Source organism: Halomarina oriensis, from assembly GCF_009791395.1.
Classification (GTDB): Archaea; Halobacteriota; Halobacteria; order Halobacteriales; family Haloarculaceae; genus Halomarina; species Halomarina oriensis.
Genome location: NZ_WSZK01000023.1, coordinates 49687 through 69278, shown reverse-complemented (window position 1 = coordinate 69278; position 19592 = coordinate 49687). Strand labels below are relative to the sequence as shown.

Here is a 19592-nt window from a genome sequence, read left to right as displayed (position 1 = left end):
TCCTACAGGTACTCGCCGGCGAGCAGGTCGACCTGCTGTTTGGTCGCCTCGGGGATCTCCTCGCTGGGCGTGTTGATGGTGCCTTCGAGCGCGTGCCCACAGTCACAGTCGCGTTCGTCGGGCAGGTGTTCGATAGCGTGGTCGATGACCCGCTTGATGGCCGTCTCGTTGGCGGCGGCGTTCTCCAGCACCTCGTCGAGCGTGACCTCGGCGTCCTGTTTCCAGACGTCGTAGTCGGTGATGCCGGTGATGGTCGCGTAGCACATCTCGGCTTCGCGGGCGAGTTTCGCCTCGGGGATGGCGGTCATGCCGACGACGTCCCAGCCCTGTGCGCGGAAGAACTCGCTCTCGGCACGCGTCGAGTACTGCGGACCTTCGATGCAGACGTAGGTGCCGCCCTTCTCGGCTCCCTCCTCGGTCGCCGTCCCCGCCGACTCGGCGAGGTGGTCGACCATGTGCGGGCAGTACGGGTCCGCGAACCCCATGTGGACGACCATCCCCTCGCCGAAGAACGAGTACGGCCGGTGGCTGGTGCGGTCGAAAATCTGGTCGGGGACGAGGAGTGCCTGTGGCGGCAGGTCCTCGCGGAGACTCCCGACGGCGTTGCTGGCGAGGATTCGCTCGACGCCCAACTGCTTCAGCGCGTGGATGTTGGCGCGGTAGGGGGCGTTCGTCGGGTTGTACTGGTGGTTGCGACCGTGGCGCGGGAGGAAGGCGACCTCCGTGCCGGCCATCTCGCCGACCGTGACGGGTGCGCTCGGGTCGCCGAAGGGCGTCGTGACGTCCTCCTCGCGGACGTTCTCCAGGTCGAGCGCGTCGTAGATCCCACTGCCTCCGATGAACCCTATCATACCCGTTGCTCCCTCGTGCGCCGGTTAAACACTACGGAAAACGACCATGGCCTCGGCGCGTGACTACCCCGTATGAGCGACGCCCCCCTCGCCGCGACGGTCACGGACGACCCGCTCGCACTCGCCGCCGACTTCCTCCGGGCGGTTCGCTACGACGAACCGACGACCGCTCACGAGCGCGCGCTTCGGGACCTGGACCCCGACGGGCTGGCGGCGGCGCTCGACACGGACGACCGACGCCTCGCGTTCTGGCTGAACGTCTACAACGCCCACGTCCAACTCGTCCTCGCGGCTGCGCCCGAGCAGTACGAGGACCGCCGACGCTTCTTCGGTGCGCCAGTGGTCGCATGCGCGGGCCACGACCTGAGTCTGGACGACGTCGAACACGGAATCCTCCGCCGTTCGATGCACTCGCTGGGGCTGGGCTACCTCCCGCGACGGGCCGACGGGTTCGAGCGCACCCACCGCGTCGACGAGCGCGACCCGCGCATCCACTTCGCGGTCAACTGCGGGGCCGAGAGCTGTCCGCCCATCCTCGCGTACGACCACGAGGCCGTCGACGAGCAACTCGACACCGCGACGGCGGGCTATCTCGACGGCGAGGCCGAGTACGACGCCGACGCGGGCGTGGTTCGCGTGCCACGACTCCTGCTCTGGTATCGCGGCGACTTCGGCGGGCGAGCGGGTGTCCTCGGCCTGCTCCGTCGCTACGGGGTGATTCCCGCGGACGCGACCCCCCGAATCCGGTATCGGTCGTACGACTGGTCGCTCGCGCTCGACCGGTTCGCGTCCGAACCGGGTTCAGACGAGGCTCCACGCGAGTAGCTGGACGGCGACGAGCGCGACCATCGCGGCCACGCTGGGGAACGGCACCTCCCGTTCGGTGTAGCCGGCCGCCCCCCACACCGATAGCGGGACGACGAGCAGGCTCGCACCGGCGACGAGCGTCGGGAGCGGCCCTCTCGTGAGGAGCAGGAGGCTGCCGAACGCGCTCACGACGACGGCGACGTACAGCGCTCTGAGCCGAGGGGCCGGGAGTCGCGTCACGAGCGTCCGCTTTCCGACGCTCGCGTCGGCGCGGCGGTCGGGCCACTGCGTCGCCAGCAGGTTGGCGAACACGAGCAGGGCGAGCGGGAGACAGACCAGCAGCGTGAACCCGACCGGTCCACCGAGGACGGCCGTCCCGTATCCGGGGAGCACGAGGCCGCCCAGCACGGCGTTGTCGAGTTCGCCCCACCCGCGCCACGCGAGTTCGAGTGGTCCGACGGAGTACTGCCACCCGAAGACGGCGATGACGGCCAGCGACGCGAACGCGGGTGGCGTGAGGACGCCCCCGAGCAGACCGACGGCCGCCACGACGCCGCCCACCGCGAGCGAACCGAGACCCGCCCGGAGCGCGACCGCTCGTGAGAGGCCGGTTCGGGCGAGTGCGCCGCTCCCGCCGGAGAACGGTGTTCGGTCGGTGACCGCGTCGGTCTCGTAATCGGCGTACTCGTTGGCGTAGTGGACGCTCGCGGCGACGCCGAGCAGTGCGCCCGTACCGACGGCGAGCGCGAGCCAGTCGAGGGTCGCGCCGGTCGCCAGCGCGACGTTCGCGCCGAGCGCGTAGACGACGAGCACCAGCAGGAGCTGTGACGGTCGGCTCATCTTCCAGTACGCCCACAGACGGGTCTCGACCCCCACCGGCGACAGGGACGCGTCGCCAGTCCCTCCCGGGTCGTCCGACTCCATGGGTGAGCGTCGAGTGCTCGCGGCGTAAACGCGCCGGTCGACGGTTCACGAGCGCTCGGCCCCCGCGGCGTGGCGTGCGCCTCAGTCGGCCAGTTCCCAGCCGCCGCCCGAGGAGGTGAGGACGCCGCGTCGCTCCATCTCCAAGAGGACCTCGTTCATCCGGCCGGGCTGGGCGATCTCCATCTCGATGCGCTCGACCTGGTGGTACTCGTTGAGCAGGTGGCGGACGTCCTCCTGGGTGTAGGGGCCGTCGTCGTCGCGGTCCATCACGCCCGAGACGACGTCGGTCATGTCCTCGATGAAGTTCCACGGGTAGACCATCCACGTCCACTCTTCGAGGCGCTCGCCGATGAAGTCCGGTTCGAACTCGCTGGTCTGGAGCAGTTGGAGCGTGGCGGTGCGGACCTCGCCGGGGTTGCGCTCGCCGACGTACTCCTCGGCGCGCTCGATGGAGCCACCGGTGTCGGCGATGTCGTCGATGATGAGGACGTTCTTCCCTTCGACGCTCCCTTCGGGCATCGGGTAGCGGACGGTCGGTTCGCCCGACTTCTGGGCGGTGCCGACGTAGTGTTCCATCTTCAGGCTCGCCAGGTCGTCGAGGCCGAGGAAATCACAGAGACAGCGCCCCGCGAACCAGCCGCCACGCGCGAGGGCGACGACCACTTCCGGTTCGAACTCCGCGCGTTTGACCTCCTCGCTCACCTCTCGGCAGAGGTCGTAGATGTAGTCCCAGTTGGTGATCGTACACTTGAAATCGTCCGGGAGGTCGCTCATTCCGCTCGACTGTCGCCCGCGCCCGACCATAAGGGTTTACAGGCGGCGTCGCGGCGTGTGGCAGACGAACACGGCCGTCGTCCGCGGCCCGCTCCCGGCTCAGTACGTCCGATAGCTGGCCGACCCGACGTCGATACGGACGAGGGTGTTCTCGTCCTCCCAGGCGTCCTCGGGGACGCCGTATCGGCGGTTGATGCGGTGGTTGGCCTCGCGGGTCTTCGCCGGGTCCTCGACGACCGTCGCCGTGCCGAACAGCGTCACCGTCCACTTCGGCACGCCGTCGGTCGAGCGTTCGACCGCTAGCGACACCTTCGGGTTCGCCCGCAGGTTGTCGAGTTTCCGACCGCTCGTGACGAGTTCGACAACACCGTCGGCGTAGTGGAACCACAGCGGCGCGACGTGCGGTCGTCCGTCGACGCACGTCGCGAGGTGGGCGGTCTCCGGTTCCCCGGTCAGTCGTCGTTCGGCCTCGGGCGGGACGGCGTCGCTCATGTGTTCGAGAGGGGCCGCGCGACCAAAACCCTCGCTCCGGCACACACCGGTCACCGGTCGGGCAGCGACCGTCCGACACGCGGCCGACGAGTGGCAGACGCCCGTCCGTCGGGTCTACACGTGTAGACGTGAACGACAAGACTCCTCGGATGTGGTCGTCTACCATGACTACTGGTAGCAACGAGCAGGAACTCGGGGGAACCGGACGGTCGTGGGTGTACTGTGAGACGTGTGACTGGGCGCGAATCGTCCGGTCGGCCACCGCTCGGTCGGCGTTCGCGCTGGCAGAGGACGACGCACGGACCCACGCGGCACTGACGACCTACGAGGACGACCCCCACTCGGTCCACGTCATCGACACGGGGAGCGGGGAGGTCGTCGTCCACGACTGACGGCACGCCCGTCGGCCCCGCCGACGCTCGCGGCCGCTCTCCCGGTGACTCGTCGGTACAGCGACTCCGCCGGCCCACCGGCCCCGCCATTGAAACCGCCGCCAACCGATGGGGGCGGTATGGACACCCGACGCGCACTCATCGTCGACGCGTTCACGACCGACGCCCTCACCGGCAACGCCGCCGGACTGGTCCCCGACGCCGACGGCCTCGACGCCGACCAGATGCAGGCGGTCGCACGCGAACTGCACGCCAGCGAGACGGCCTTCCTCACCGACAGCGAGGAGGCCGACCGCCGGATTCGCTACTTCACCCCCGAGACGGAGGTCGACCTCTGTGGTCACGCGACCATCGCCAGCCACGCCTTCCTCCACCAGGCCGAGGCCATCGACGCCGGCACGCACACGCTCTCGACGAACGTCGGCGTCCTCGACGTCGAGGTGGCGGCCGACGGGAGCGTGTGGATGACGCAGGCCCCACCGGAGGCCCACGACGTGGACGTGAGCTACGAGGAGGTGGCGGCCGCAGTGGGCGTCGACCTCGACGCGCTGACCGACCTCGAAGCGGACCTACCGCTCGGGTGGGCGTCGACGGGTCTGGGCTTCCTCTGTGTGCCGGTCACCTATCTCGACGAACTCGGGGGAGCCGACCCGGACATGGCCGCCGTCGAGGCGCTCTGTGAGGAGGTGGACGCGACGGGCGTCTACGCGTTCACGTTCGATACCATCGACCCGGACGCCACGCTCCACGGACGCATGTTCGCGCCCGGCGCGGGCGTGCCCGAGGACCCCTGTACCGGAACCGCCAGCGGCGCGGTGACGGCGTACCTCCGCGCACACGACGCGCTGGACTCCTACGCGGACCTCGTCTACGAACAGGGGCACTTCCTCGACCGGCCGGGGCGGATTCGCGTCCGGGCCGCCGAGGAGATTCGCGTCGGTGGTCGGGCGGTCGTGTCGCTCGACGGCGAGTTGGCGATACCCGACGCCGACGACGAGGACATCGTCGTCGCCTAACCGCCCACGCCGCTCCGAACTACGGCGTTACGTACTTCGGTGTACTATGTGATTTCGACGAGTAGCGAACTGCTACCACGGCGTTACGGGTTGGGAAACGGTTGGGAGGTTCGGAAGGTTCTTTAACGATTCCGTAGACGGACCCGATACGCAATGGCTGTACTCTGGCTCGACGATGTGGGGTCCGACGACCTCGCTGCCGTCGGTGGAAAAGGTGCGTCGCTCGGCGAGTTGACGGGCGCGGGCCTCCCCGTCCCTCCCGGATTCGTGGTGACGGCGGGGACGTATCGGTCGTTCATCGAGGAGACCGGTATCGACGAGGAACTGTTCGCGGCCGTCGACGTCGACAGCGACGACTCGAAGGCGCTGGCGCAGGCGTCGAAACGCGCCGAAGAACTCATCCTCGAGACCGACATCCCCGAGGAGATGCGACAGGGCATCCTCGACGCCTACGACGACCTGGGCGACGGGAAGGCGTTCGTCGCGGTCCGCTCGTCGGCGACCGCCGAGGACCTGCCCGACGCGAGTTTCGCCGGGCAACAGGAGACGTTCCTCAACATCACCCGCGAGGACCTCGTCCAGCGCGTCAAGGAGTGCTGGGCGTCGCTGTTCACCCAGCGTGCCATCTACTACCGCGAGGAGCAGGGGTTCGACCACGACATCGTCGACATCGCCGTCGTCGTCCAGCGGATGGTCGACGCCGAGAAGTCGGGCGTGATGTTCACCTCTCACCCCTCGACGGGCGACCCGGAGATCATCATCGAGGCGGCGTGGGGTCTCGGCGAGGCCGTCGTCAGCGGTTCCGTCTCGCCGGACAACTACGTCGTCGAGCGCGAGACGGCCACCGTCGAGGAGGTCACCGTCGCCGACAAGAAGATCCTGATGGAGAAAGACGCCGAGACGGGCGAGACCGTCGAGCGTCCGGTCCCCCGACGACATGCGCAACCAGCAGGTGCTCGACGAGAGCGAGATAGAGCGCCTCGTCGAACTCGGCCGACAGGTCGAGGACCACTACGGCACCCCGCAGGACGTCGAGTGGGCGGTCTTCGAGGGCGAGGTCTACATGCTCCAGTCCCGGCCCATCACGACCATCTCCGGGTCCGGCGGGAGCGCCGCGGCGAGCGCCACCGACGGGAGCGGGGTGCAGATGGAAGCGGAGGACGACAACGAGGTCATCCTGAAGGGTCTCGGTGCGAGTCCCGGCATCGCCTCCGGGCCCGTCCGCATCGTCGACAAACTCGACGAACTCGACAAGGTCGGCGAGGGCGACATCATCGTCACCGAGATGACGACGCCCGACATGGTCCCCGCGATGAAGCGCGCGGCGGGCATCATCACCGACGAAGGGGGGATGACCTCCCACGCCGCCATCGTCTCGCGTGAACTCGGTGTGCCCGCGGTCGTCGGCACGTCCAGCGCGACCAGCCAGCTCGACGACGGCCAGGTCATCACGCTCGACGGCGACAAGGGTACGATTCGCAGCGGCAAGGTCGCCTCCAAGGAGGAGGAGGCCGACCCGCTCGACGACGTGCGCCCGCAGAACCCCGTCAAGCCGATGACGGCGACGGAGGTGAAGGTCAACGTCTCCATCCCCGAAGCGGCCCACCGCGCGGCCGTGACGGGCGCGGACGGCGTCGGCCTGCTCCGCGTCGAGCACATGATCCTCTCGACGAACAAGACGCCCGAACGCTACATCCGCGACCACGGGGCCGACGAGTACGTCGAGGAGATCGTCGACGGCATCCAGACCGTCGCCGACGAGTTCTACCCGCGACCGGTCCGGGTCCGCACGCTCGACGCGCCGACCGACGAGTTCCGCCAGTTGCAGGGCGGCGAGGACGAACCCAAAGAGCACAACCCGATGCTCGGCTACCGCGGGATTCGCCGCTCGCTCGACACGCCCGACGTGTTCGCCCACGAACTGGAGGCGTTCCGCCGTCTCTACGACATGGGCTACGACAACGTCGAGGTCATGTTCCCGCTCGTCAACGACGCCGAGGACGTGATTCAGGCGCGGAACCTGATGGAGCAGGCCGGCATCGACCCCGAGAAGCGCTCGTGGGGCGTCATGATAGAGACGCCCGCAAGCGCGCTCTGCGTCGAGGAGATGGCCGAGGCGGGTATCGACTTCGCCTCCTTCGGGACGAACGACCTGACGCAGTACACGCTCGCCGTCGACCGGAACAACGGCAACGTCGCCGACCGGTTCGACGAACTCCACCCCGGCGTGCTGAAACTCATCGGCGAGACCATCGCTACTTGCCGCGAACACGGCGTCAACACGAGCATCTGCGGGCAGGCGGGGTCGAAGCCCAAGATGATTCGCTACCTCGTCAACGCCGGCATCTCCTCCATCTCGGCGAACATCGACGCGGTCCGCGACGTCCAACACGAGGTCAAGCGCGTCGAACAGCAGTTGCTGCTGGACTCGGTTCGGTAACGCTGCCGATCGGCGTGGCGGACACCGCCGCCCCCGCCCTGCGGACGTCTCCACCTTCCGGCCGGCTCGAAACCCCCCGAGTTTTTGCGCTCGCCCGCCACACGACAGGACATGCGACTCAGAGGCTTCCGACGCGCCCTCCCTGCCCTCGTGGTGGCGCTGTTGCTCGTCACCGCCGGGTGTTCGCTCCCCGGCGGTGGCGAGCAGTCGCCGACCACCGCCCCCGGTGAATCACCGTCTCCCGTCCCGACCGACGGCTCGCCGACCGGAACGGCCGGTGACGTGGCGGTCCCCGGTGTCGAGGACGGTCGACTCGTCGACGCGGAGGCGCTCGCCACCGCACACGCGGAAGCACTCACGGCGAGCAGTTTCGAGACCCGGCGCGTCCAGAACGCGAGCGTCGTCGTCCCGACGGGGCCGAACTCCTCGCAGGTCGCCCGGACGGCTATCGTCCAGCAGGTGGTCGCGGGCGAGGGGGGCAGTCCGTACCGCTACCAGCAGACGGACTCCGCGACCGGCTTCCGGCTTCAGGCCTGGGGTAACGACTCGGTGCGCGTGTTCCGGGCGCTCCAGGGCGACGAGGTGGTCCGGCCGCCGAGCGTCGGGGAGTCCGAACCGGTCTCCAGTCTCGTCTCCCAGCGCTCGCTCCGAGCGTACCTCGAATCGGGCAACTTCACCGTCCAGGAGACGACGACGCGAAACGGGACGACGCTCGTGACGCTCACCGCCGACGAGTTGGCCGTCGAGAACGACTCGGACCTGTTCGTCCGTGGGTCGAGCGACTACGAGGAGTACGATGCGACGGTCGTCGTGAGCGAGTCCGGGGTCGTCCGGTCGCTCGAACTGTCGGCGACGTACGACCTCCGTGGCGAGCGCCGGGACCTCGCGATCACGTACGAGGTCGTCCGGCAGGGCGGCGTCGAGTTCGAGCAACCGGAGTGGGCCGCGCGGGCACTGGCGGCGGCGACGCCGACGGAGGAACCGGTACAGACGAGTACGCCGACCTGACGGTCCGACAACGCAACGGATAAACGAGCGTACCCGGTACGGAGAGGTAATGCAGCGGCCGGAACCGCAGGAGTTCGCGCGGGTGCTGTCGTCGATGTGCACCGAACCCCATCCAGCGGCGCGTGCGGCGGCGGAACGATTCCTGGCGACGAACCCCGGCGACCCCGGCACCTACGGGACGGTCGCGGACCTCGAACGCGAGGCCGTCGACCTGCTCGGCGAGGTCACGCGTCTCCCCGACCCGACGGGCTACGTCACCTCCGGCGGCACCGAGGCGAACATCCAGGCGATTCGCATCGCCCGGAACCGCACGCGCGACGCCGTCGACCGGCCGAACGTCGTCGTCCCCGACCACGCCCACTTCTCGTTCAGCAAAGCGGCGGACCTGCTGAGTGTCGAGTTGCGACGCGCACCACTGGACGAGGACTACCGCGCGGACCTCGACGCGATGGCCGCCCTCGTCGACGCGGATACGGTGGGCGTCGTCGGCGTCGCCGGGTCGACGGAGTACGGCCGCGTCGACCCCATCCCGGACCTCGCGGCGCTGGCCGAGGAGGCCGACGCGCTGTTCCACGTCGACGCCGCGTGGGGCGGGTTCGCCCTGCCGTTCACCGAGTACGCGTGGGACTTCGCCGATGCCGCCGTCGACACGATGACCATCGACCCGCACAAACTCGGGCAGGCGGCTATCCCCGCCGGCGGCCTGCTCGCTCGCTCGTCGGCACTGTTCGACACGCTCGCCGTCGACACACCGTACCTCGAATCGACGGGGCAGGTGACGCTGACGGGTACCCGTTCGGGGGCGGGCGTCGCCAGCGCCGTCGCCGCGATGCGCGAACTGTGGGCCGACGGCTACCGCACGGAGTACGAACGCGCACAGGCCCTCGCCGAGTGGTTCGCCGACGAACTCCGGGAACGCGGCTACGACGTGGTCGACCCGACCCTCCCGCTGGTGGCCGCCGCCCTCCCCGAGGCGACCATCGGGACGCTTCGGGAGGCCGGGTGGCGACTCTCGAAGACCGGGTCGGGCGAGGCGCGTGTCGTCGTCATGCCCCACGTCACGCGCGGGGCGCTCACGTCCGTCCTCGCCGACCTGGACCGTCTCGGGTAGCTCTTCGGTGGCGGTTCGCCGGTCGGGGTAACACACGTAGCCGGTCGGCGGCGGTGAGGCTACGCCTGTTTCACGTAAGGCTTACAGCCGAACCCCCGAAGACGGAAGTGTGAACCTCGTCGCCCTGCTCGCCACGGTGTTTCAGGCGCTCCAGAGCGGTCTGCTCGACGCACTGCAGGTAGCCGTGGAGACCGCGACCGGTCCGGCAGGGCTACTCATCATCGCCGTCTACTCCTTCCTCATCGCCATCGTCCTGCCGTTACCGAGCGAGGTGGTCCTCGCCGCACCGCTGGACCTCGGTCTCGGCACGTGGGGGACCTACGCCATCATCATGCTCGTCAGCGGCCTCGGGAAGGCCGCCGGCAGCGTCGTCGCACTGAAGATCGGCAACGAGGCCAAGGAGTACGGCCCCATCACCCGCGCCCTCCAGCGTTCGCGGTTCGACGTGGTCGCGTGGTCCGAACGTCGTACCGTCGAAATCGCCCGGAAGTGGGGCTATATCGGCCTCGCAGTGGCGCTGTCGGTGCCCTTCTTCCCCGATACGCTCTCCATCTACGCGTTCACGGTGTTGGAGGAGGACTACCCGAAGTTCGCCGCCGCGACGTTCGTCGGCAGCGTCGGTCGCCTGCTCGTCACCATCCTCCTCTACGCCGCGGGCGTCGACATCGTCGCTCACGGCGGCGAGTTCCTCCAGTGACCGCCGCCGACCGACTTTTGTCCGTCCGTCGACTCGGTACGACCGTGCCCACAGCACGGCTCTCTCGAACTCGCTCGATGCGGATGGAGCCGTCGCTGCGTCGGTGAATCGTCACGCTGGACCCTCATACGGTCGTTCGGTGGCGTGAACCCGCCGCACCTTTCTCGTACCGTCGGCAGACCGTCTCGCAGTTCACCCGGAACGATGCGTATCACGACACACCAACACCCGAAATCGGCGGGCTTTAGGCCCGTCCAGGAGGCATCGCACGTATGAGTCACGACACCTTCCCGACCGACGACCCGGCGGTGGTCACCTGCGGGTTGCCCTACGCCAACGGCGACCTGCACATCGGCCACCTCCGAGGCAACATCGGCGCGGACATCTACGCCCGCGCGCTCCGCCGTCTCGGCCAGCAGACCGCCTACGTCTGCGGGTCGGACATGCACGGGACGCCCATCGCGGTCAACGCCGAACAGGAGGGCGTCGACCCCGAGGAGTTCGCGCTGCGCTATCACGAACAGTACGAGGAGACGTTCGCGGGGTTCAACGTCGACTTCCAGAACTACGGTCACACCCGAGAACGGTCGAACGTCGAACTCACCCAGGAGATCGTGCGCACGCTCGACGACCGGGGCTACGTCTACGAGAAGGAGATCCTCGTCGCGTGGGACCCCACCGAGGAGCAACCGCTCCCCGACCGGTACGTCGAGGGGACCTGCCCGTACTGCGGCGAGAAGGCCCGTGGCGACGAGTGCGACGAGGGCTGTGGGCGACACCTCGAACCCGGCGAGGTCGAAGACCCGACGAGCGTCGTCACGGGCAACCCGGCCGAGTACCGCGAACGCACACACAAGTTCTTCGAACTATCGGCGTTCCAGGAGTACCTCCAGGAGTTCATCGACCGCCTCGAAGGCACCTCGAACGCCCGCAACCAGCCCCGCGAGTGGATAGAGGGCGAACTGCAGGACTGGTGTATCACCCGCGACATGGACTGGGGTATCGACTACCCGGAGGAGGGGACCGACCTCGTGTTGTACGTCTGGGTCGACGCACCCATCGAGTACGTCGCCTCGACGAAGGACTACTCCGAGCGGGTCGGCCGCGAGACGTACGACTGGGAACAGGTGTGGACGGACGCCGGTGAAATCGTCCACGTCATCGGCCCCGACATCATCCAGCACCACACCGTGTTCTGGCCGGCGATGCTCCACGGCGTCGACTACAACGAACCGCGTGCCGTCATGGCCAGCGGGTTCGTCACGCTCGCGGGCGACGGGTTCTCGACCTCCCGGAACCGCGCGGTGTGGGCGCGCGAGTACCTCGACGAGGGGTTCGACCCCGACGCCCTGCGGTACTACCTCGCCACCCAGAGCGGGTTCCAGCAGGACCTCGACTTCTCGTGGGAGCAGTTCCAAGAGCGGGTCAACTCCGACCTCGTCGGCACCGTCGGCAACTTCGTCTACCGCTCGCTGCTGTTCGCACAGCGCAACTACGAGGGGACGCCGGAGGCCGAGGTCAGCGACGACGTGCGCCACCGCATCGAGTCGGCCGTCGACGACTTCGCGGCGGGCGTCAACGACTACTCCGTCCGCAAGGTCGGCCTCGCCGTCACCGACCTCGCACGCTTCGGCAACGAGTACATCCAGCGCAACGAGCCGTGGAAGCTCACCGACGAGTCACCCGAGGAGGCCGCACAGGTCATCCGCGACTGCGTCCAGCTCGTGAAGGCCATCGCCGTGCTGTTCCAGCCTATCGCCCCCGCCGCGGCCGACCGCGTCTGGGCGCAGTTGAACGAGGCGGGGAGTGTCGCCGACGCGACGCTCGACGACGCACTGACCGCGCCGCCCGCCACCTTCGACGCCCCCACGGAACTGTTCGAGAAGGTCGAAGACGAGCGTGTCGAGGAACTCAACGAGAAACTCGCCGAGCGGACCGAGGCCGCCGAGGAGGAGGCCGCGGGCCGAGACGAGACCGACGACACCGCCAACGCCGCCGAGACGGTCGACGTCCACACCGACGTCGAGGCACTCGCCGACGAGCGCATCGGCTTCGGCGACTTCCAGGCGCTCGACCTGCGCGTCGGTGAAATCGTCTCGGCCGAACCCATCGAGGGCGCGGACGAACTCCTCAGACTGGAGGTCGACATCGGTGTCGAGACCCGACAGGTCGTCGCCGGCCTGCGCCAACTCCACGACGCCGAGTCGTTGCCGGGGACGCGCGTGGTGCTCGTCGCCAACATGGAGAAGGCCGAACTGTTCGGCACCGAGTCCAACGGGATGGTTCTGGCCGCGGGCGAGGAGGCCGACCTGCTGACGACCCACGGCGACGCGCCGCTGGGGACGAAGATTCGGTAGGACGGGTCGTCACACCGCCCTTGCCGAGCACGTGACCGAGCGGACAGCTTTTTCGACGTGGCGTCGTAGTACGTCCCATGAGCGACGACGACGAGTGGCGGTTCAGCACCGACGAGGTCGGACCGGAGGCGTCGACGGCCGACGAACGCCGCGACTCGACGGCCGACGGCGAGTCGGAGGGCGAGGGCGTCCTCGGGCGCAACGACGGCGCGTTCGCCGACCCCGAACCGCAACCGGTCACCGCCGAGAACGCCTTCTTCGTGCTGGTCGGGGCCGTGACGATGGTCGGCATCTTCGCGCTGCTCGTCGTCTGAGAGACACGGGCGGTCACCGGGACACCGACTGCCGTCCCTGACCGAGACGTCAGCACGTGACCGCACGCACCACCGGGCGAGGCGTCAGCATGTGACCGCACGCACCACCGGGCGAAGCGTTAATCGGGAACCGTCCGTAGGGTAGCCTATGGAAGTCCTCCAGCTCGGCGAGATATTCGGTCTCTCCGTCCCGGTGTTGCTGTTGCTCGCCGGGACGGGCCTCATCGTGGCGGAGGCCGTCGCTCCCGGCGCACAGTTCGTCGTCCTGGGTGTCGCGCTCCTGGTCGCGGGGCTGGTCGGCCTCGTCTTCGGAGCGGGGCTGGTCGGTCTGCTGGCGATGACGCTCTCGATGCTCGTCGCGGGCGCGGCGACGTTCTACGCGTTCCGGGAGTACGACGTCTACGGGAGCGGCGGGTCGAGTCGGACCCGCGATTCGGACTCGCTGAAGGGGACGACGGGTCGCGTGACCGAGCGCGTCTCCACCAGCGACGGCGAGGTGAAACTCGACGCGGGCGGGTTCAACCCCTACTACCGCGCCCGGTCGATGGAGGGCGAGATTCCCGAGGGGACGGAGGTGATGGTCGTCGACCCCGGTGGGGGGAACGTCATCACCGTCGAACCGGTCGACGCCGTCGAGGACTCAATCGACCGCCAGCTTCGACGTGACCGCGAGCAGAAAGGAACTACCGGGGGCGACTCGGAGAGCTCCGAACGCGACGAGGAACGCGAGACCGCCTGACGGCTGTCGATACGTCCCGAGAGCGACCTGACAGTGCGAACGTTTTTGACACCGCTCACCAAACCTCAAGGTATGTTCCCCGTCGTACCGCTGCAAGGCGCGAGTGTGGTCCTCACGTTCGTGGGGCTCGTGGTGTTGCTCATCGCCATCGCGGCGGTGTACAGCGCCATCGAAATCGTCCAGGCGACCGAGAAGCGTGCCTACACGCGCTTCGGTGAGTACCAGCGCCTGCTCGAACCGGGTATCAACTTCGTCTGGCCGTTCGTCTCCCGAACGTACGCGTTCGACATGCGGACCCAGACGCTCGACGTCCCCCGACAGGAGGCCATCACGCGCGACAACTCGCCCGTGACCGCCGACGCCGTCGTCTACATCAAGGTGATGGACGCCAAGAAGGCGTTCCTCGAAGTCGACGACTACAAGCGCGCCGTCTCCAACCTCGCCCAGACCACCCTCCGTGCCGTCCTGGGTGACATGGAACTCGACGACACGCTCAACAAGCGCCAGGAGATCAACGCCCGCATCCGCAAGGAACTCGACGAACCCACCGACGAGTGGGGGGTCCGCGTCGAGTCCGTCGAGGTGCGTGAGGTCAACCCGAGCGCCGACGTCCAGCAGGCGATGGAGCAACAGACCTCCGCCGAGCGCCGTCGCCGTGCGATGATCCTCGAAGCGCAGGGTGAACGCCGCTCCGCCGTCGAGACCGCGGAGGGTGAGAAGCAGTCGAACATCATCCGCGCACAGGGTGAGAAGCAGTCCCAGATCCTCGAAGCACAGGGTGACGCCATCTCGACCGTCCTCCGTGCGAAGTCCGCCGAGTCGATGGGCGAGCGGGCCATCATCGAGAAGGGCATGGAGACGCTCAGCGACATCGGGACCAGCGAGTCGACGACGTTCGTCCTCCCGCAGGAACTCACCTCGCTCGTGGGGCGCTACGGCAAGCACCTCTCCGGGAGCGACGTGGCGACGGCCACCAACGGGACCTCCCTCGACAGCCTGAACTTCGACGAGGAGACCCGCGAGATGCTGGGTCTCGACGACATCGAGGAGATCCTCGGCCAGATCGACGACGCCGCCGAGATGGACGTCGAGCAGATGGAACAGGAGGCTCAGGCCATCAAGTCCGGCGAGGACACCGCCGACATCAAGGACCCCGACGAGGTCATCCAGGAGATGGACTCGGAGATGGGCGGCCCCGCGATGGACTCGCCCGACGACTCCGGAACGAACGGTGCCTCGGACGGCGCAGACGCGTCGGAAGCCACGGAGTCGGCCGACACCGAGCGCGAACCCGAACCCGAGTCGGAGTAGTCTCGGGCCGAAGCGGTTTTACTGTCGTCTCTACAAGGAGTTACCGTGACCGGCGAGTCAGGAACGGGAGTGGACGAGGAGAAGCGTGCGACCCTGAGACGGTTCGCCGCGCTCGGGGCCGCGGGGCCACTCGCTCGACTCGCGGACAGTTCCGGAACGGAGAGCCCCGCACGCGACGCCATCGCCGGCTACCTCTCCACCACCCCCGGCGCACACTTCTCGAAGATCCGTGACGACCTGTCGCTGGGGACCGGCGAGACCCAACACCACCTCCGCCGACTCGTCGACGCCGGTGGGGTCGAGTCGTTCAAGGACGGCGAGTACCGCCGCTACGTCTCCGCGGGTCGGTTCTCGACGTTCGAGAAACGGGCGCTGGGCTACCTGCGCCGTGACACGCCACGTGGAATGCTCGTCGCGCTGTTGCGCGATCCGACGGCGACGGGCAGCGACCTTGCGGCGACGCTCGACGTCTCGCGGCCGACCGTGAGCAAGTACGCGAAGGAACTCGAAACCGCAGGGCTGCTGGACCGTGAGGGCGGCTACAGCGTCGAACAGCCCGAACTCCTCCTCACGCTGCTCGTTCGCTACGCCGACTCCTTCGACGACGCCACGAAGGCGCTGGCCGACGACGCCGCGTCGCTGTTCACCTACGACCCGTGAGCGCGTCGCTCGTTCTCGCCACCTGTCGTCGCCGCTTGCCGCAGTGCTACGCCGTGACCTTCCAGGTCGTCCCCGAGGAGTAGCCCCACTTCTCGATGGTGAGCGTGCTGGCGTCCCGGACCGCACGCATGTTCGCCCCGACCTCCTTCGCACTCATGTCGAGTTCGTCGCCGATGAGCCGCGATTTGAAGTACGTCTTCGTGGCGGCGTTCTCCTCCAGGAATCGGGCGATGCGCCGCTGTTTCTCGCTCATCGTCGTGGTCGTCGTCGCGCTCGTGCTCATGTTCCACCCGAAGCACCAGTGACGTAAAGGGAGTTTGGTACGGTGGGTTAACACGGCGCTGTCGTGCGGTTCTGGCCTCGAACCGGCCCCAGCGGACGGCCGATTCCCCGCTGGCTGGTACACGGAGGCAACCCGTTCGACCGGGGAAGCGCTCCGCCGGCCCGGCGGTCGGGCGTCGGAGCTAGGCTCTCCTTACGCGACCGGTCGGTCGCGGTGAGCGTCTCGTCGAGCGTCGTCGTGAGAACCGCTGTGGATACCGTTTGGTCGGAGTTTACAGGACGAGCGTGCCCGCCAGTAGACGAGCGGTCGCGTCACTCGATGATTTCGCCGACCGCGAAGTTCGACTTGACCTCCGTCACCTCTATTTTCACTCGCTCGCCGACCTCGGCGTCGGGGACGATGATGACGTAGCCGCGTTCGACGCGTGCGATGCCGTCGCCCTGCTTGCCCAGGTCCTCGACCTCGACGTAGCGAACCTCGCCGATCTCGACGGGCGGTTGCGGTTCGCCGGGTGCGGTCGTCGCACTCGCCGTCTCCTCTTCGGTCGTCCCCTCGCTCGTGGCGATGAGTGCGACCCGGTAGGTCTCGTCGGGGTCGACCGACCCGGTCTCGATTTCGCGCCGCGGCACCTCGACGATATAGCGGTCGCCCTCCGTAGAGACGTCCGCACTAAACAGACACAGGAGCTTCTCTGAGATTTCCATAGAGCTTCGGGCGAACCCTCACCGTCGAGGAACAAAGAACTTACCACGGGGTGCCGTCGGGCCGTTTCGCGCCCTCGGAGTCGTGGACGACGACGTCGCCCGGACTGCGGTCGACCGTCTCGTAGTTGTCCCGAACGGCGATGGCCTCCTCCAGTTCCCGGACCGCTCGCTCCTGCAGTGCGGCCGCCAGTTCCTCGGCGTCGGCCCGCGAGATGTCACGGCCGAGTCCCTCACACTCGTGTGCGCGGACGACGCCGTCCGGTTCGTCGGGGTCGTCGACCTCTCGTCGCGCCGGGAGCGCGACGCTCTCGACCACCTCGCCCATCGGCTGACTCGTCCCCGCGAGCGCGACGCTGAACGGGTAGGTCCTGCAGATGAGCGGCCGCGACTCGTGGACCGTGCAGGCTCCGCGGCCGTCGTCGCCCTCGGCGTAGAACGTACAGTCCCCACAGCCGTCGGTCTGGAGCGCCCACTCGAACGTCTCGCCCTCGGGACCGTCCGGTCCCTCGTGGAGGCCGTAGGGCATCGGGCGAGCGACGTCGCGCCACGCTCGTTCGTCCCCTGGACGAGGGTCCGGCGTGCCCCCGTCGTGCCGTGACTCCCGTGACGTGTCCGCGCTGGAGTCCGACGTCGTCCCAGTGCCTCCCGAGTCGCCCGACTCGTCCCCGTCGTCGGCCGCGTCCGTCAGCGTCCGTACCTCCTCGGGGAACACGGTCGCGGTGTGGGGTTCGTGTTCGCCGTCCTCGTCGTCGTAGCCCTTGCAGCACGCCCCACAGCGGGTGCACTCGAAGCCGATGGACTCGATGGCGTCGGCGAGGTCGCTCACCGAGAGGGTACGCGCCCGGTCGAGTTCCGACTCCAGTGACTCCATGGGTCCGCTCCGTGGTGACCGGGCAAAAGGCCGACGTTCGCGCGAGACGCCGTGTGACTCAGGTGGGTGTCGCTCGCTCGCCGTCGAACACGACGCGGGCTTCGACGGCGAGTTTCTCCAGATGGGCGCGAACCGTCGCCTCCGCCAGACTCCGGACGTGCGAGACGTCCTTCTCGTAGGCGGCGTCGGTCACCTCGCCGACGGTCCTCGCTCCCGACCCGACGGCGGTCAGGACGCGCTCCTCGCGGTCGAGACGGTGACCGAGGAGGCGTCGCAGCGTCTCGCGCGGTGTCCCGACGACCGGGCCGTGACCGGGGAGGAGTCGGTCGGGGTGTCGGGCGTGGAGTCGCCGGAGCGAGGTGAGGTACGCTCGCAGGTCGCCCTCGGGGGCACCGACGACGACGCTTCCCTCGGCGACGGCGAGGTCACCGGAGAGCACCGCCTCGCCGGCCCCCTCGGGGTCGGAAAACGAGAACGCGACGTGTTCGGGGGCGTGGCCTGGGGTGTCGAGGACGGTCACCGCCCCGTTGCCCGTCTCGATGCGCGTCCCCTCGTGGAACGTCCGGTCGGCAGCGACCCCCGTCGCGCCCTCGAACGCCCGTTCGCGGCCGGTCCGACACCAGACGGTGGCGTCGGTGGCCTCGGCCACCCACGCCACCGCGCCGACGTGGTCCGGGTGGTGGTGGGTGACGGCGACGTGTCCGACGTCGACGCCCGCGTCCTGGAGTAGGGTCTCCAGACCCTCGTCGCGTCCGGCGGGGTCGACGAGCAGGGCCGCCTCGTCGTCGACGACGTAGCAGTTCGTCGCCCCCTCGGGGGCGGCCGTCTCGACGTCGATGGCGTGTGGCCCGCCGAAGCTCCGAATCGGCATGGCTCGGTGTGGGTGTGGCTCCGAAGTAAAGACGGCGGACGGCGTTACGCCGAGAGGAAGTAGACCTGCTTGCGCGCGTCGCGGAAGCTGTAGCGGGACTCGACGAGGTCGGCCTCCGCGAGTCGGTTCAGCGCGTACCGAACCGTCCGGTCCGGCAGCAGCGACTCGGAGGCGAGTTCGCCCTGCGAGAGCGGTGCTTCTCCTTCCAGAACCTTCGCCACCAGCTTCGCGCTCGGTGGGAGTTCCTGCAGTCGGTCCCTGAAGTCGGTGTCCGTGAACGGGCTCTCCTCTTCTTCCGCGACCTGCTCTTCGGCAACCCGCTCCTCCGCGTGCGTGCTCATACCACGACGAGGGGCAATCTGCCGTGTAAAGCTTCGCTATAGGGGAATCAGTACAATACCAACTCTGTAAGGAATCCATACGACCTTATATACTGCTCGGCTGTCACGCCGCTTGGCGGTGACTCTCGGGGGGTCGCGCTCGACCGAACGGCTTTGCTCCGGGGGTGTGTAGACGGGTCATGGCAATCCCGGAGGCGTTCCACGACCTCTTCGAGAAGCAGACGTTCGCACACTTCGCCACGCTGATGCCCGACGGCACGCCGCAGGTGACGCCGGTGTGGGTCGACTACGACGCCGAGTCGGGCCACCTCCTCGTCAACACCGAACGACGGCGGCGAAAGGAGAAGAACGTCCAGCGCGACCCGAAGGTGGGGGTCAGCATGGTCGACCCGGACGACCCCTATCGGTTCGTCTCGGTCCGGGGGGAGGTCGTCGAGATGGTCGAGGCGGGGGCCGACGAACACATCGACGCCCTCGCCCAGCGGTACTTCGACGTCGAGGAGTACCCGAACCGCGACGGGGAGGAGCATCCGCGAGTGATCCTCCGTATCTCGACCGACGAGGTAGTGACCTCCTGACCGGTCGTCGAATCCGACAATCCAGTACCGTTTTATGGACCGCCGAGGTTG

General features: G+C 68.2%; 21 protein-coding genes and 1 pseudogene. 13 read left to right on the top strand and 9 right to left on the bottom strand.

Annotation, left to right across the window (positions count from 1 at the left end; all coding sequences use genetic code 11):
- Positions 1 to 2 precede the first annotated feature (2 nt).
- On the bottom strand, positions 3 to 851 hold the full coding sequence (gene mtnP / locus GQS65_RS13450) for an S-methyl-5'-thioadenosine phosphorylase (protein ID WP_158205151.1): 849 nt from the start codon (positions 849 to 851) through the stop codon (positions 3 to 5).
- 72 nt (positions 852 to 923) lie between these two features.
- Between mtnP and GQS65_RS13445 the strand changes: the two genes are divergently transcribed.
- A complete protein-coding gene (locus tag GQS65_RS13445) occupies positions 924 to 1676 on the top strand; it encodes a DUF547 domain-containing protein (RefSeq protein WP_158205150.1) in 753 nt (250 codons plus the stop codon).
- Here GQS65_RS13445 and GQS65_RS13440 read toward each other — a convergent pair.
- From GQS65_RS13440 to GQS65_RS13430, 3 genes are all read right to left on the bottom strand, one after another.
- Positions 1653 to 2582 (bottom strand): prenyltransferase, encoded by a 930-nt coding sequence (locus tag GQS65_RS13440; RefSeq protein ID WP_233265133.1) that lies wholly within the window; start codon positions 2580 to 2582, stop codon positions 1653 to 1655. The genes GQS65_RS13445 and GQS65_RS13440 overlap by 24 nt on opposite strands.
- An 81-nt stretch (positions 2583 to 2663) precedes the next feature.
- A complete protein-coding gene (locus GQS65_RS13435; protein WP_158205149.1) occupies positions 2664 to 3356 on the bottom strand; it encodes a phosphoribosyltransferase in 693 nt (230 codons plus the stop codon).
- Positions 3357 to 3455: 99 nt separating this feature from the next.
- Complete coding sequence (locus GQS65_RS13430) at positions 3456 to 3848, bottom strand: pyridoxamine 5'-phosphate oxidase family protein (protein WP_158205148.1); 393 nt, start codon at positions 3846 to 3848, stop codon at positions 3456 to 3458.
- Between the two features lie 164 nt (positions 3849 to 4012).
- Between GQS65_RS13430 and GQS65_RS13425 the strand changes: the two genes are divergently transcribed.
- The 11 genes and pseudogenes from GQS65_RS13425 (at position 4013) to GQS65_RS13375 (ending at position 15893) form a co-directional block, all read left to right on the top strand.
- Positions 4013 to 4240 carry a hypothetical protein gene (locus tag GQS65_RS13425; RefSeq protein WP_158205147.1) on the top strand — a complete coding sequence of 76 codons (228 nt, stop codon included), beginning with the start codon at positions 4013 to 4015 and terminating at the stop codon, positions 4238 to 4240.
- A gap of 119 nt (positions 4241 to 4359) precedes the next feature.
- Positions 4360 to 5256 carry a PhzF family phenazine biosynthesis protein gene (locus GQS65_RS13420; protein ID WP_158205146.1) on the top strand — a complete coding sequence of 299 codons (897 nt, stop codon included), beginning with the start codon at positions 4360 to 4362 and terminating at the stop codon, positions 5254 to 5256.
- A 153-nt stretch (positions 5257 to 5409) separates the two neighbouring features.
- Positions 5410 to 7696 (top strand): annotated as a pseudogene (ppsA, locus tag GQS65_RS13415) (phosphoenolpyruvate synthase).
- Positions 7697 to 7807: 111 nt separating this feature from the next.
- Positions 7808 to 8704, top strand: a complete 897-nt coding sequence (locus GQS65_RS13410) for a DUF7537 family lipoprotein (RefSeq protein WP_158205145.1) — start codon at positions 7808 to 7810, stop codon at positions 8702 to 8704.
- A gap of 49 nt (positions 8705 to 8753) precedes the next feature.
- Positions 8754 to 9815 (top strand): tyrosine decarboxylase MfnA, encoded by a 1062-nt coding sequence (gene mfnA / locus GQS65_RS13405; protein ID WP_158205144.1) that lies wholly within the window; start codon positions 8754 to 8756, stop codon positions 9813 to 9815.
- Between the two features lie 124 nt (positions 9816 to 9939).
- Positions 9940 to 10512, top strand: coding sequence for a YqaA family protein (locus GQS65_RS13400; protein WP_158205279.1), 573 nt, complete (start codon positions 9940 to 9942; stop codon positions 10510 to 10512).
- 272 nt (positions 10513 to 10784) lie between these two features.
- Positions 10785 to 12869 carry a methionine--tRNA ligase gene (gene metG, locus GQS65_RS13395; RefSeq protein WP_158205143.1) on the top strand — a complete coding sequence of 695 codons (2085 nt, stop codon included), beginning with the start codon at positions 10785 to 10787 and terminating at the stop codon, positions 12867 to 12869.
- Positions 12870 to 12946: 77 nt separating this feature from the next.
- Positions 12947 to 13183 (top strand): DUF7312 domain-containing protein, encoded by a 237-nt coding sequence (locus GQS65_RS13390; RefSeq protein WP_158205142.1) that lies wholly within the window; start codon positions 12947 to 12949, stop codon positions 13181 to 13183.
- A gap of 148 nt (positions 13184 to 13331) precedes the next feature.
- Positions 13332 to 13922 (top strand): NfeD family protein, encoded by a 591-nt coding sequence (locus tag GQS65_RS13385; protein ID WP_158205141.1) that lies wholly within the window; start codon positions 13332 to 13334, stop codon positions 13920 to 13922.
- A 72-nt stretch (positions 13923 to 13994) separates the two neighbouring features.
- Positions 13995 to 15233 (top strand): SPFH domain-containing protein, encoded by a 1239-nt coding sequence (locus GQS65_RS13380; RefSeq protein ID WP_158205140.1) that lies wholly within the window; start codon positions 13995 to 13997, stop codon positions 15231 to 15233.
- 45 nt (positions 15234 to 15278) lie between these two features.
- Positions 15279 to 15893, top strand: a complete 615-nt coding sequence (locus GQS65_RS13375; protein WP_368280157.1) for a MarR family transcriptional regulator — start codon at positions 15279 to 15281, stop codon at positions 15891 to 15893.
- Positions 15894 to 15939: 46 nt separating this feature from the next.
- On the opposite strand, the gene GQS65_RS13370 is transcribed toward GQS65_RS13375, so the two are convergent.
- The 5 genes from GQS65_RS13370 to GQS65_RS13350 form a co-directional block, all read right to left on the bottom strand.
- Positions 15940 to 16176 carry a DUF7123 family protein gene (locus GQS65_RS13370; RefSeq protein WP_158205139.1) on the bottom strand — a complete coding sequence of 79 codons (237 nt, stop codon included), beginning with the start codon at positions 16174 to 16176 and terminating at the stop codon, positions 15940 to 15942.
- 311 nt (positions 16177 to 16487) lie between these two features.
- Positions 16488 to 16880, bottom strand: a complete 393-nt coding sequence (locus GQS65_RS13365; RefSeq protein ID WP_158205138.1) for a TRAM domain-containing protein — start codon at positions 16878 to 16880, stop codon at positions 16488 to 16490.
- 40 nt (positions 16881 to 16920) lie between these two features.
- Positions 16921 to 17751, bottom strand: coding sequence for a YkgJ family cysteine cluster protein (locus GQS65_RS13360; protein WP_158205137.1), 831 nt, complete (start codon positions 17749 to 17751; stop codon positions 16921 to 16923).
- Between the two features lie 58 nt (positions 17752 to 17809).
- Positions 17810 to 18622: an MBL fold metallo-hydrolase gene (locus tag GQS65_RS13355; RefSeq protein WP_158205136.1), complete on the bottom strand. Its 813-nt coding sequence runs from the start codon at positions 18620 to 18622 to the stop codon at positions 17810 to 17812.
- A 44-nt stretch (positions 18623 to 18666) separates the two neighbouring features.
- Entirely contained in the window at positions 18667 to 18963 is a 297-nt protein-coding gene (locus GQS65_RS13350; protein ID WP_158205135.1) for a MarR family transcriptional regulator, read from the bottom strand.
- Positions 18964 to 19142: 179 nt separating this feature from the next.
- On the opposite strand from GQS65_RS13350, the gene GQS65_RS13345 reads away from it, so the two are divergent.
- Complete coding sequence (locus tag GQS65_RS13345; RefSeq protein ID WP_158205134.1) at positions 19143 to 19541, top strand: pyridoxamine 5'-phosphate oxidase family protein; 399 nt, start codon at positions 19143 to 19145, stop codon at positions 19539 to 19541.
- Positions 19542 to 19592 lie beyond the last annotated feature (51 nt).